13 protein-coding genes are annotated in these 12,689 nt (G+C 64.7%); 9 read left to right on the plus strand and 4 right to left on the minus strand.

Features of this window, described 5'->3' with window-relative positions; translation table 11 throughout:
• The first annotated feature begins 48 nt into the window (after positions 1 to 48).
• The 4 genes from AC1DIM_RS16905 to AC1DIM_RS16920 all read left to right on the plus strand — a co-directional run bounded on the left by AC1DIM_RS16905 (position 49) and on the right by AC1DIM_RS16920 (position 3,097).
• Complete coding sequence (locus tag AC1DIM_RS16905) at positions 49 to 456, plus strand: DUF1304 domain-containing protein (RefSeq protein ID WP_477711659.1); 408 nt, start codon at positions 49 to 51, stop codon at positions 454 to 456.
• Between the two features lie 114 nt (positions 457 to 570).
• Positions 571 to 1,890, plus strand: a complete 1,320-nt coding sequence (locus tag AC1DIM_RS16910) for an acyltransferase family protein (protein WP_477711660.1) — start codon at positions 571 to 573, stop codon at positions 1,888 to 1,890.
• 44 nt (positions 1,891 to 1,934) lie between these two features.
• Positions 1,935 to 2,264 carry a GNAT family N-acetyltransferase gene (locus tag AC1DIM_RS16915; protein ID WP_477711661.1) on the plus strand — a complete coding sequence of 110 codons (330 nt, stop codon included), beginning with the start codon at positions 1,935 to 1,937 and terminating at the stop codon, positions 2,262 to 2,264.
• A gap of 62 nt (positions 2,265 to 2,326) precedes the next feature.
• Positions 2,327 to 3,097 (plus strand): SDR family NAD(P)-dependent oxidoreductase, encoded by a 771-nt coding sequence (locus AC1DIM_RS16920; protein ID WP_477711662.1) that lies wholly within the window; start codon positions 2,327 to 2,329, stop codon positions 3,095 to 3,097.
• Here AC1DIM_RS16920 and AC1DIM_RS16925 read toward each other — a convergent pair.
• Positions 3,065 to 4,165, minus strand: coding sequence for an FUSC family protein (locus AC1DIM_RS16925; protein WP_477711663.1), 1,101 nt, complete (start codon positions 4,163 to 4,165; stop codon positions 3,065 to 3,067). The genes AC1DIM_RS16920 and AC1DIM_RS16925 overlap by 33 nt on opposite strands.
• 194 nt (positions 4,166 to 4,359) lie before the next feature.
• Entirely contained in the window at positions 4,360 to 5,985 is a 1,626-nt protein-coding gene (locus AC1DIM_RS16930; protein ID WP_477711664.1) for an MFS transporter, read from the minus strand.
• Between the two features lie 479 nt (positions 5,986 to 6,464).
• Between AC1DIM_RS16930 and AC1DIM_RS16935 the strand changes: the two genes are divergently transcribed.
• Positions 6,465 to 6,695: a hypothetical protein gene (locus AC1DIM_RS16935; RefSeq protein ID WP_477711665.1), complete on the plus strand. Its 231-nt coding sequence runs from the start codon at positions 6,465 to 6,467 to the stop codon at positions 6,693 to 6,695.
• 42 nt (positions 6,696 to 6,737) lie between these two features.
• The gene (locus AC1DIM_RS16940; protein ID WP_477711666.1) at positions 6,738 to 6,998 is read left to right on the plus strand and encodes a hypothetical protein; all 261 of its coding nucleotides are present in this window, start codon (positions 6,738 to 6,740) and stop codon (positions 6,996 to 6,998) included.
• 165 nt (positions 6,999 to 7,163) lie between these two features.
• Here the strand turns inward: AC1DIM_RS16940 and AC1DIM_RS16945 are convergent, their stop codons facing one another.
• Entirely contained in the window at positions 7,164 to 9,698 is a 2,535-nt protein-coding gene (locus tag AC1DIM_RS16945) for an ATP-dependent DNA ligase (RefSeq protein ID WP_477711667.1), read from the minus strand.
• 40 nt (positions 9,699 to 9,738) lie between these two features.
• Between AC1DIM_RS16945 and ku the strand changes: the two genes are divergently transcribed.
• Positions 9,739 to 10,767: a non-homologous end joining protein Ku gene (ku, locus tag AC1DIM_RS16950; protein WP_477711668.1), complete on the plus strand. Its 1,029-nt coding sequence runs from the start codon at positions 9,739 to 9,741 to the stop codon at positions 10,765 to 10,767.
• Between the two features lie 72 nt (positions 10,768 to 10,839).
• Here ku and AC1DIM_RS16955 read toward each other — a convergent pair whose 3' ends face one another.
• Positions 10,840 to 11,106: a DUF7218 family protein gene (locus tag AC1DIM_RS16955; RefSeq protein ID WP_477711669.1), complete on the minus strand. Its 267-nt coding sequence runs from the start codon at positions 11,104 to 11,106 to the stop codon at positions 10,840 to 10,842.
• Positions 11,107 to 11,298: 192 nt separating this feature from the next.
• Between AC1DIM_RS16955 and AC1DIM_RS16960 the strand changes: the two genes are divergently transcribed.
• Together AC1DIM_RS16960 and AC1DIM_RS16965 are read left to right on the plus strand one after the other, a co-directional pair.
• Complete coding sequence (locus tag AC1DIM_RS16960) at positions 11,299 to 12,147, plus strand: class I SAM-dependent methyltransferase (RefSeq protein WP_477711670.1); 849 nt, start codon at positions 11,299 to 11,301, stop codon at positions 12,145 to 12,147.
• A complete protein-coding gene (locus AC1DIM_RS16965) occupies positions 12,144 to 12,575 on the plus strand; it encodes an SRPBCC domain-containing protein (RefSeq protein ID WP_477711671.1) in 432 nt (143 codons plus the stop codon). Before AC1DIM_RS16960 ends, AC1DIM_RS16965 begins: the two co-directional genes overlap by 4 nt.
• Positions 12,576 to 12,689 lie beyond the last annotated feature (114 nt).

Consider the following 12,689-nt stretch of genomic DNA (forward strand, 5'->3'; position numbering starts at 1 on the left):
GTGCGGGCCCAGCGGTTCGGCGCGGGGGAGGGAAGCTAGGATCAGCACATGATCCTGGCCTCCCTCCTTTTTGCTTTCCTTGCTGCGGCACTCCACGTCTATATCTTCACGATGGAATCAATCACCTGGACCAGCCCCGCAACCTGGAAACGTTTTGGCCTCACCTCCCAGGCCGACGCCGAAACCACCAAACCCCTCGCCTACAACCAGGGCTTCTACAACCTGTTCCTGGCCATCGGCGCCTTCATCGGAGTCGGCTGCGTTGCACTCGGGGCCAGCGGATCCCCGCAGCAGGTGGTGGGCTGGACCCTCATCTTCAGCTGCTGCGGTTCCATGCTCCTCGCCGCCGCCATACTTGCCCTCACAGGGCGGAAGTACCTCCGCGCCGCGGCGACGCAGGGCGCGACGCCGTTGCTCGCCGTCGTGCTCGGGTTGCTGGCAGTGATTCTAGGCTGAGGCGGTCCGCCGTTGGTTACCTGTTCTATCTGCCCTTCCGTCTGGCTGTGACCGCGCCCGGCGCGCACAATATAGAAAAGGGCAACGGCATTCAGCGCTTGTAGAGGATTGCACGTGAGCGATGTCAGGGAACCGGGGCCATCCCCGCAGCTGCACGGGCCGGCGCACGAGCGCGACCTGGGCATCGACCTCGCCCGGTTTGTCTGCCTCGCCCTGGTGGTTGTGGGCCATTGCATGATGGTCAGCCCTGTCCTGCATACGGACGGCACTGTGACCTCAGAAAACACGCTGGGGGACCAGCCTTGGTTCGTGCCGGTCATCTGGTTTTTTATGGTGATGCCGTTGTTTTTCGTCACCGGGGGTATCACCGGCCTGCAGTCCTGGCAGCGGCTCAAGGCCAACGGCGGCAGCGGTTTCGAGTTCGCCCAGGCGCGACTGCTGAGGCTGGTGCGGCCGGCTGCTACGCTCTTGGCGGTCATGTCTGTGGGGTTGTGGGCCGCGCTCTTGCTGGGTGTCGATCCGCAGGTGGTCCAGCTGCTAGTTACCGGCGCCGGGATGCCGCTGTGGTTCCTCGCGGCCTACCTCGCGGCCCAGCTGAACATCCCGTTGCTGGCCCGCTTCCACGCGCGTGCTCCGTGGCTGACCGTGGCCGTCCTGGCTGCCCTGGTTGTTGCTGTGGACTGCTTCCGCGGCGCTTTGCCCCTGTTCGCCTACGCTAACCTGGTTTTCCTTTGGTGCGCCGTGCAGCAGTTAGGCTTCCTGATGGCCGACGGTCAGCTGGCCCGGCTAACGCGTTCCCAGCTGGTGGCACTCATCGTGGCGGCGAACCTGCTGCTCGGAGTGGTCACCGGACTGGGCCTCTACACGGGCAACATGCTGGTCAACCTCAATCCGCCGAATCTCTGCCTGTTCCTGCTGGGCGTGTCCCAGGCCGCCGCACTGCAGCTCTTCCGGCCGGTGCTCGAGTGGGTTTCCGGGGTGCGTTGGGTCCGGGCGGTAGTCATGCTGGCCGGACGCCGCGCCATGACGGTGTACTTGTGGCATCTGCCGCTTCTCGCGGGCATGTCAGGGCTGCTGCTCCTCACCGACTTCCCCAAACCAGCGGCAGGCACCGCCGAATGGTGGTGGGCGAGGCCGCTGGTCCTCCTCGGCGTGATCACCCTGCTGCTTCCCGTGCTAGCCGTGTTCGGACGCCTTGAGGAACGTCCGACGGCGTTTGCCCACACCCGCAGCAGGCCCGCGCCCGCGGTGGTGACGGCCGCCGTCGTCGTCTTCATCCCGGTGGCGGACGCCGCGTTCAACGGACTGACGCTGGGACTGCTTGGAGGCGGCGCGGCTTGCTTTGCTCTGGCCGTCCTGCTGCTGGGCAGGATGGCGGAACGGGTCACCGGCGACGAGGCTGGAGAGCGTGCCGTCCGCGCTCACGGCGGGTAGTCGCGGCCATTGCCAGCAGGGCCAACTAGTGCCAATGTCGAACCATGACTGAGAACATGATTTCCACAGAAGATGAGTTCAGCCCCGCCGTTTCACTGGTCCGGGATGATGAGCATCACCGTTACGAGCTGAGGGTGGGCGGGAAGATCGCCGTCCAGTCCTTCTTCCAGGACCGGCCCGGACACGTGGATTTCAGCCACACCGAGACGGCCGAGGACTTCAAGGGCCAAGGCTTGGGCAAGGTCCTCGCCCACTTCGCCCTGGACGACGTTGTGGCGTCGGGGAAGCGGATCATCCCGCATTGCCCTTTCATCGCCGGTTACCTCCGCCAGCACGAGGGCTACGAGCAGCACATCGACTGGCCGGAAAACTAGCTCCCGCCGGGCGGCTCGGTCCGGCCCGGTGCGCCGCCGGCGAAGGCAGCTAGTCTGGGCGGATGACAACACCAGCCACAACGACAGCCCTCGTCACCGGGGCCAGCGCCGGACTCGGTGCCGAGTTCGCCCGGCAACTCGCCGCCCAGGGACACCACCTGGTGCTGGTGGCAAGGAACCGGGCCCGCCTGGAACAGGCGGCGGCGGACTTGGAACAGCGCTACGGAACCACGGCGGAGGTGCTGCCCGCAGACCTGACGGACGACGCCGGGGTGGCCGCCGTCGTCGGACGCCTCACGGACGCCACGCGGCCGGTGGGGATCCTAGTGAACAATGCGGGCAGTGGCCTGCTGCGCGACTTTGAACAGAACAGCATCGCGGACGAGAAGCAGCACCTGAAGCTGCATTGCGGGGCTGCGCTGGAACTGACCCACGCGGTGCTGCCCGCGATGCTTGAGCGGGGCAGCGGCAGGATCATCAACGTGTCGAGTGTTGCGGCCTTCCTGCCGCGGGGGACATATGCGGCGGCGAAGGCCTGGCTGCTCACCTTCAGCCGCTGGGCCAATCTGGCGTACTCAGCGCGCGGCGTAGCTGTGACAGCGGTATGCCCGGGCCTGACGCATACCGAGTTCCATGAGCGGATGGGTATGGACAAGGCCGTGGCACCGTCCTGGGCGTGGCTGACGGCGGAGCGTGTGGTGCGCGAAGGCCTGGCCGACAACCTCCGCGGAAAGGCTGTGTCCATCCCGTCGAAGCGCTACAAAGCCGTGGCGGTTGCGGCGCGGGTGCTGCCGGACCGGCTACTCACCGGTCCGGCGCGCAGGCCGAAGTAGCGGGAACCGAACCGCCCGTTGCTCCACCGCTCGCTGCCGGACGGCCACCGCCACCAGGATGCCCACCACCGCACCCACAAAGGTTTCCACGCCGCGTTCCAGGATCAGCACGGTCGGGTCGGTGGGCGCCGCGAGCTGGGTCATCAGCAGGATGACGGGTGTGAAGGACACCATGGCAAGCCCATAATGGCGGGTCATGAACAGCTCCGTGGTGAACTGGAAAATGATGACCAGGACGCCCAAGACCACCACCTGATGGGCGGCGAACAGGGGTGCGAGGGCCCACGGTTCGGGCACCAGAACGACGGCGGTGACCGCCAGCCCGAGGAAGGTCCCCACAATGCGGTGGATCCCTCGCCGCACCCGGCTGGGGAAGTCCGCTCCCGCCAGGGGCACGGCAGCAGCAGCCATGGCCCAGTGCGGATGGCCGCTGCCGCTGAGCACCCCGATGGAGCCGGCCAGGCCAACCGCTAACGTGTATCGGGCCGCGTGAACCGCGGCAGCCCGGCCGGCTGCGCCCCGCAGGACCACCACATCGCGGGCGGCTCCGCGCTGCCACGAACGGCCTCGGATCCAGCCGCCGAAGCCCACCGCCATGGAGAAAGCTGCGGCGCCTGCAGCGATGGCAAGGGCAACATACCAGGGGACGGCCAGGGGGACGGAGGCGCAGGCACCCAGGGCAAGGATGCCGAAGAACGGGCCGTTTGGTTTGAGTTTCACCCTGTCCGAATAGACCGAGCCGACGCCTGCCAGCACCGCCTCGACGGCCACCAGCCACCAGGAATGGAGGTGGTTGAAGGAGAGGAAGACGCCCACTGCCACCCCGCCGACCAGTACCAGGGCTGCCTGGGACTGGTGGCGGAGCCTCAACTGGTGCGGCTCGGACCGGCCATACATCCCGGTCAGTGCGCCGAACACCGCGTAGATGATCAGGTCGGCGCGGCCCAGGATCAAGAGGATGAGTGAGGGAATGGCCACGCTGGTGGCCACGCGAAGCGCTGCCAGGTGGTCGTTGTTCGCAGGTTCAAGCCGGTGCAGGGCGTGTACCTGCCGCATGACGGACTTCACGCGGGAACACCACCTGTCATTGGTCTGTGCCCCGGAGCCGGAGCCTCCACACGATTATCTCCCGGCGTCACCAACTCCCGGGAACGGCTAAGGCCCGCCCTGCGTGCTTCCCCCAAGGAAAGCACGCAGCACGGGCCTTTGAGCGCGGGCTACAAGCCGGCCGGAACAGGCCGGTCCGTTGTTCCAGGTGTTGCTTAGACTCCGGCCGGAAGCTTGGCGGCGGAATCTTTGCCGGCCGAAGCATCGGTGATGTCCTGGGTTTCGAACGGCATATCGTCCAGGTCAATCAGTGGGTTTTCGTCCTGGGTGGCCACGAGTTCACGCGCCTCCGCCTGCGTATCCACACTGGGCATGGATCCCGGGAGGGGGCGCTGGGCGGATTCCTTCAGGAAGTAGATGGCCACGGCCCCGACAGCCGACGTAGCCATGAGGTAGTAGGCCGGCATCATGTCGTTGCCGGTCGCGTTGATCAGCGCAGCCACGATGAACGGCGTGGTACCGCCGAAGATGGCAACCGCGAAGTTGTAGGCAATACCCATGGCGCCGTACCTGTTGGCTGTCGGGAACTGCGCGGGCAAAGCCGAAGCAAGGTTTGCCACATAGAAAGTTACCGGGAAGGCGATCAGGGTAAGGCCCGCCAGCGTGGACCAGACTTCACCGATGCCGATCAGAAGGAAGGCCGGGGTTGCCAGCACCACGGTGCTGATCGCGCCGATCCACAGCACGGGACGGCGGCCGATCCGATCAGACAGCTTCCCGGTCAGGGGAATGCAGAGGCTCATGATGACCAGCACCGGGATGGTCAGCAACGTCCCGTGGACAGGATCATAGCCCTTGGACTCAGTAAGATACGTCGGCATGTACGACGTCAAGGCGTAGCCGGCCGTATTGGCAGCGGCAACAAGGACCATGGCGACGATAAGTGAGCGCCAATAGGCCTTCACGATTCCCGCCGGGCTCTTGGCACTGTCCACGTCAGCTGCGGCGTTGGCCTGCCCAATGGTTTCCTGGGCATCGAGAGTGGCCTGGAACTGAGGGGATTCCTCGATCTTGTTCCGGAAGTAGATGGCGATGAGGCCCAGCGGACCTGCAACCAGGAAAGGAATGCGCCAGCCCCACTCCTCCATGACTGTCTGTCCAAGAGTCAACTGCAGGACAGAAACCAGCGCCGCACCCAAGGCAAAGCCAAGGTAGCTGCCCATATCCAGGAAGCTTGCAAAGAATCCACGGCGCTTGTCCGGCGCGTATTCGCTGACGAAGGTTGTAGCGCCGGCGTATTCCCCACCGGTGGAGAAGCCCTGAACGAGCTTTAGGAGTACCAGCAGCGCCGCGGCCCAGATGCCGATCTGCGCGTATCCCGGAAGCAGACCGACGGCGAACGTGCTCGCCGCCATAATCATCAGCGTTGCGGCGAGTACTTTCTGCCGCCCGATCTTGTCGCCGAGCCAGCCAAACACGACGCCGCCGAGTGGACGGGCGATGAAGGTGGCGGCGAACGTTCCCAGCAGGAACAGCGTCTGGACGGATTTGTCGGCCTCAGGAAGGAAAACGGGCCCCATGGTGGTAATCAGGTAGCCGAACACGCCGACGTCGAACCACTCCATGGTGTTACCCACGATGGTTCCGCCGAGTGCTTTTTTCAGCATGGGCTGGTTGACGACATTCACGTCGGACTCTTTGAGTCGGCGGCGTGCAAGGATCTTCGGTTTGCGTGGCCCGGAAGGACTCGCAGGTTGTGCGTTTGTTACTACTGCATTGTTGGTTCCGCCGGCGTTGTTTACGCCTGCTGAAGAGTCGGTCGTGCTTCGGTCTGTGGGCATTTGGGCAACTCCCGTGGAGGTCATTTGCTTGCGACTTGTAGCTGCCCCGCTCTGGGCAGGCCTTCAATTTTACGCGAATCTTGAGGCAATTGAGAGTTTCATGCCGTAGGATCGCTTGTTTCGGGGCGTTTGAGTCGGTGTTAGCAGATTTCTTTTCACCTGTTTGGCCGCGCCATCGTTGGGATCCCGGGCCGTGGGAATCATCGTTACCCAATCTTTTTCTTCCGCGGCCACTTTCCGTGGCGTTGAGAGCCTGATTCGGCGCGAAAGGTGACGACTGCCACGGCGGGCGGCGCCCTGTCCGGAGCTCGTCACCGGGCCAATACCGGGGGTTCACAACCACGGCTCGGACTGCCTATTGTTGTGCCATGGGAACACTGATTTTTGAGTAGGCGGACGCGTGCGGCCTGGTGCGCCCGGCCCCGTCCCCGCTGATCTCGTCAGAGACAAGCTGCTCCTCCTCAGAAAGGTTCCAATCAATGACTGAAAAAAATTCCTCCGACCAATCCCAAACCCCCGAGCAGTCCGAAGCCTCGCCTGAGAACTCCGATGCCAAGGGAATCCGGGCCGGGCTGACCGAGGCGCAACGGGCAATGCTCGCCAGCAAGTCCCGGGGCGGCGATTCCGGAATGCAGAGCGTCGGCAAGAACCACAAGCCCACGCACGCCAGCGGCAAGCAGGGTCCGGTCGAGAAGAAGGTCCGCTGGTAGCACTTCATGTCACTAGTCCTTCATCTGTGGAAAGGAAGAAAAATGGCTAAGCAAAATGCTGGACCAAGGATCGAACCTGAGGTGGCGGATCACCTCGCGGCAGCCATGGATGAGCAGGCCCTGCCTGGGCCCGCTATCATCGCTGTGACCACGGCGATGGCCGGCGAACAACACTGGCCCGACGGCAACGGCAAGAGCCGGCACCCCAAGGAACACGGTTCAGGCCACGGCCAGGTGGGCAACGAAGCTGCAGTCACCGCTGTGCACCGGACCGGCCGTCCGCAGATGCCGCACTCATCCTGAGGCGTGCCTGGCCTGGTGTCGCGCGTCTGATCTGGCGCTCGCAAGTCCACCAGCCGGCACGCCAACGGCCTGGGACACCCGAATACGGGAGTCCCAGGCCGTAGCCGTGTCCTCAAGGGATGTGAGTGTCACCGGACCATGTGTCACCGGGGTAGGCAGTCGCGCCTACGCCTCCGGCACCACGTCCCCGGGATTCTTGTCCAGCCGCCACCCGCGCCACACCGGATGCCTGAGCTTTCCGCTGCCCGTCCACTCGCCGAACGTCACTTCGCCGACCAGGCGCGGCGTCACCCAGCGGGCGTCCGAGGCATCCTCGCGGGGGACGTCGTCGAACGGTGACGTCTTGCGGGCCAGATTGTCTACTTTCTGCCGGAGTTCCTCCAGTTCGCGCGTGCTGAACCCGCTGCCTACCCGGCCCACGTAGCGCAGCTTGCCGCCGTCGGGGATGCCGACCAGCAGCGACCCCACCGAACTCTGCCGTCCGCCTTTGCCCGGCCGCCAGCCGCCCACCACCACTTCCTGGGTCTGCTCCAGCTTGATCTTGATCCAGGTCCGGGTCCGCTGCCCGCTGACGTACCTGCTATCGGTCCGCTTCGCCATGACGCCCTCAAGCCCCAGTTCCTGCGCACTTTCCAGAAGGTGCTCGATCTTTTCGTCCAGGACCGGAGACAGCTCCACAGGGCAGCCCGAAGGCCGGTGGAACTGCTCAAGACGCTGCCGCCGCATGTCGAACGGCAGGCGGCGAAGGTCCTCGCTGCCGAGGGCCAGCAGGTCAAAGAGCATAAGCCGGACCGGGATGGCTGCGCGTGCCTTGGCGACGTCGCCGGTCCGGGTCAGCTTCATGCGTCCCTGAAGTACGCCGAAGTCAGGCTTGCCGGAAGGCCCGACGGCGAAGATCTCACCATCCGCGACGAACGCTCCCTTCGGCCAGCAGGCCCGTTCCGTCAGTTCCGGGTAGGTTGCGGTGACATCGTTCCCGTTGCGGCTGATGATTCGGACCTTCTCGTCGTCAGCCACCATCAGGGCGCGGACGCCATCCCATTTCAGCTCGAACCGCCAGTCGCTGCCCTGCAGATCGGCGGCGGTCCCGGCCGTGGCCATCATGGGGCTGAAATCTGCGGCGCGGAGGGGAGCGGCCGGTTTTGTGCCTGCAGGATTCGTGCCCTCCGGTTGTTGCTGCTCCTTCCCTACCGGGCCGTCCTTGGCCGCGCCGTCGTCTGCCGCCTCAGCCGGATCAGGCGGGTCCTCGGCGGGAGCCTTCCGGGGATGAAACGTGTGGTGATCCTTGTCCATCAGGTGGATCAGCCATTGCCCTTCGGAGTCCTTGCCGCGGCCACGGCCGGTTTGGATCAGGGCGAACTTCTTCGTCCCGCCCAGGCCTCCGCCCTCCGACCCCGTCAGGGTCGCGATAACTTCCCTGCCGTTGATCCACTTTTCCAGCTCGTAGGTGCCGTGGTCCCAAATGGTCACTTCGCCGGCGCCGTACTGGCCCTTGGGGATGGTGCCCTCAAAGGAGGCATAGTCCAGGGGATGATCCTCGGTCTGGACCGCCAGATGGTTCTTGCCGCCGGAGTCCGGGACGCCTTTCGGCAGGGCCCACGAGACCAGCACGCCCCCGTGCTCCAGCCGAAAGTCGAAGTGGAGCCGGCTGGCGTGGTGCTCCTGGATCACAAAGGTGTCCCCATTTCCAGAGACTCCCGAGAACGGTTCGGGCGTTGCACCAGGATCACGCATCGAGCGGTACCGCGCCAAGCGCGGATGCGAGCCGCCGTCGTCGGGCGTTACCTGCCCAGGGTCCCCGGGGTGCCCCCCACCGTGCTCGACGGCGGCGAACGGGTCTTTGCCTTCCTTCACCCGGCGCATCACGGCTTGGTAGTCGAGCTGCTGGAGGCCGGGGGAGCTGATCTCCCGCCAGGTCCGCGGCGCCGCGACCATGGGAGTCGGCCTGCCACGCAGTGAGTAAGGAACGATGGTGGTTTTGGCTGCGCTGTTCTGGCTCCAGTCCACCAGGACCTTCCCCTCGCGCAGGGACTTCTTCATGTCGCTGACGGCGAGGTCCGGATGGTCAGACTCCAGGGCGCGGGCCAGTTCGTGGGCAAATGCGGAAATCTGGTCCGAGGTCTGGGTTCCGTCCAGGCCGGCATAGAGATGAATGCCTTTGCTGCCGCTGGTCACCGGGACGGGGTCCAGGCCCACATCCTGCAGGATGGTGCGCGCCAGGAGGGCCACTTCCACGCACTCGGCCAGGCCTGCGCCGTCGCCGGGGTCCAGGTCCAGCACCAGCCGGTCCGGATTCAGCTGGTTGCCGTGGGAATCCACCTGCCATTGCGGCACATGGATTTCCAGCGAGTTGATCTGGCCAAACCACGTCAGCGTGGCGGGATCGTTGACCAGCGGGTAGTAGATGGTCCGTTCCTTATGGGTGATGGCGGCGCGCGGGAGCCAGCCCGGCGCTGAGTCCTCCAGGTTCTTCTGGAAGAACACCTCGCCCGGCTTCGCCGCGGTGCCCACGCCGTTGACCCAGCGTTTGCGGGTCGCGGGCCGGTTCGCTGCAGCGGGGATCAGGACATGGGCCACTGCGGCGTAGTAGGCCAAGACGTCGGCCTTGGTAGTGCCGGTCTCCGGGTAGATGATTTTGTCCAGGTTGGTGAGGGTCAGCTCCCGCCCTGCAACCCGGACACGTTCCTTAGCGGCGGCCATGGGTCTTCACCTCCGGCCTGCGGTGATGTTCACTTGAGGGATGAGAGCCATCTGGAAAGGTGCCATCGCGTTCGGCCTGGTCAACGTGCCCGTGAAGGTCTACAGCGCCACTGAGGACCACGACATCAGCCTTCACCAGGTCCACAACGCCGACGGCGGCCGGATCCGCTATCAGCGCCGGTGCGAGGTCTGCAGCAAGGTCATCGACTACTCGGACATTGAGAAGGCGTATGAGGACGACGGCCGCACCGTGGTCCTGTCCAAGGAGGAGCTCAAATCCATCCCGGCGGAGAACAGCCACGAGATCGAGGTGGTCCAGTTTGTCCCCTCGGAACAGCTGGAACCCATGATGTTCGAGAAGAGCTATTACCTGGAGCCGGATTCCAAATCGCCCAAGGCCTACGTCCTGCTGCGCCGGGCGCTGGAGGACACAGACCGGGTGGCCATCGTCCAGTTTGCACTGCGCGAGAAGACCCGCCTGGGGGCACTGCGTATTAAGGACGACGTGCTGGTGCTCCAGTCCCTGCTGTGGCCCGACGAGGTCCGTGAAGCCAGCTTCCCTGCCTTGGACGAGTCCGTCCGGATCTCCGCCCAGGAACGTGAGATGTCCGCCGCGCTGGTGGAGTCTATGGCCGCTGACTTCGAACCGGAGCACTTCACCGACGACTACCAGGTGCAGCTCCGGAAGCTCATCGACGCCAAGCTGGAGCAGGGCGATTCGCTCAACACCGACGAGACGTTCGGCGCAGAAGCGGGCGAAGGTGGCAAGGGGGAAGTCATCGACCTGATGGAGGCGCTGAAGCGAAGCCTGGACCGGAAGCGCGGCCGTGGAGCCGCGGCAGATGAGGATGAGTCCGAAAGCCACGAAGCGGACGACGGCGGCACCAAGGAAGGTGCCGGCAGCTCGCGGGGGAAGGCTCCCGCGAAACCTGCAGCTAAGTCCGCCTCCACGCGGACCGCCGCCAAATCCACCGCCACGTCCACAACAGCCAAGTCCACAACACCGAAATCCACTGCTGCGAAGCCTGCGGCGAAGGCGACCACGTCCCGGGCGAGAAAGGGTGCCTGAGGCGATGCCTGAGCCGGCGGTCGGTGTAGCCCCGGGTGGCGGGCGTTCTACAGTTAAGCTGATGGCCGCCGCCTAGGAGTTCCGCAGGGCGGAGATGAGTTCGCTCTTCTTTTTGGCCGAGTATCCCGTGAGGCGAAGTTCCTTGGCCTTGGCCCTGAGTTGCGGCACGGTCCAGTCCTCGTAGTCGCCCGACTTGCCGCCTTTGCGGCCCACGGCTGAGCGGCCCTTGTTCGCCGCAGCGTTGGAGATGCGCGCCGCCTTTTGCTTGGACGCGCCGTCCTCGCGCAGTTCCTCGTAAAGTTCCGGATCTTTCAGGCTGGGGTTCTTCTTGGCTGGCATGTCATCCTCCTTCGAGGGGTGCGGGTTGCAGCAGGCTTCCACGCTAATTCCGGGGCTGTGCAAAAACAAGGAAGCGCTAAGTTTGCTTGCTTTCACGATTTGCTGCCGCCACAATGAGTCGCATCGCAGCCCTGTGCCAACAGCGTGCTGTCACTCAAAACCTGTCAACGATGATGGAGGAGGGACGCCGAAATGAACGACAAAACGGACGTGGCCGAGGAAGACCGGGCGCTGAAGCAAAAGCACCGGGCCATGTGGGCATCGGGGGACTACCCGGCGCTGGCCAGCGAACTGGTCCAGGACCTTGGGGCAATCCTCGTGGACGCTTGCAAGGTTAGACCCAAGCAGCGGGTCCTGGACGTGGCCGCAGGGGCAGGGAACGCAGCCATCCCGGCGGCCATGATGGGTGCCGCGGTGATTGCCAGCGACCTCACCCCGGAGATGTTCGACGCCGGGCGGCACCAGGCCGCCGATCGTGGCGTTGAGCTGGAATGGGTGGAAGCAGATGCCGAGGCCCTGCCTTTTGAGGACGACGGATTTGATGTGGTGACGTCCTGCCTCGGCGTGATGTTTGCCCCGCACCATCAAGCGGGGGCAGACCAAATCGTGCGTGTCTGCAAACCTGGCGGAACCATCGGCCTGCTCAGCTGGACACCCGAGGGGTTCATCGGAAAGATGTTCGCCGCCATGAAGCCGTTCGCTCCGCCGCCTCCGCCCGGCGCTCAGCCGCCGCCGCTGTGGGGCAGCGAAGACCACGTGCGCGAACTCTTCGGCGATCGGATCACGGACGTCCACGCGGAAAAGCGCAGGCTGGTCGTCCACAGCTTCCACCAGCCGGCGGACTTCCTGCGCTACTTCAAGTCGCACTACGGCCCCACGATCTCGGTTTACAAGTTCCTCGGCGAGGACCAGGAGAAAGCCAAAGCCCTGGACACAGCACTCACTGAGCTTGCCGACTCATTCGGTGACGCTCATGGCGATGCGGCGTGGCAGATGGAGTGGGAATATCTGATCTTTACCGCCAAGAAGGCCCGGGCATGACAGCGAACCACGTGGCAACATCCGCCGCCACCATTGACGCTCCTGCCGGCCGCGTCTGGGACGTCATCACCGACCCAGCCGCCGTAAAAGAGTTCATGTTCGGGGCCGACCTGGTGACCGACTGGACCGTTGGCGGGCCCATCCTTTGGCGTGGCGAGTGGGAGGGCAAGCTCTACGAGGACAAAGGGACCATCCTGGAAGTGGAACCCGGCAAGAGGCTGGTTCACACGCATTTCAGCCCTCTGGGTGGCGAGGAGGACCAACCCGAGAACTACCACACCCTGACCTGGACCCTCGAAGACCGGGATGGCGTAACCAGGCTCACCCTCGCGCAGGACAACAACGCCAGCCAAGACGCGGCCGAGCACTCCAAAGGCATGTGGGACATGCTCGTGGCGGACGTCAAAAAGATCGCCGAGCGCGCCTGACCCGCCCAACTAGGTAGCAGCAGATGTCGTAATGAGCCTCCATAACGACATGTGCTGCTACCTAGTTGGGCGGGGGACGCTTAGAGCCAGCGGCCGCCGTCGTACTGTCCCCAA

The organism is Pseudarthrobacter sp. 01T43, assembly GCF_056398665.1.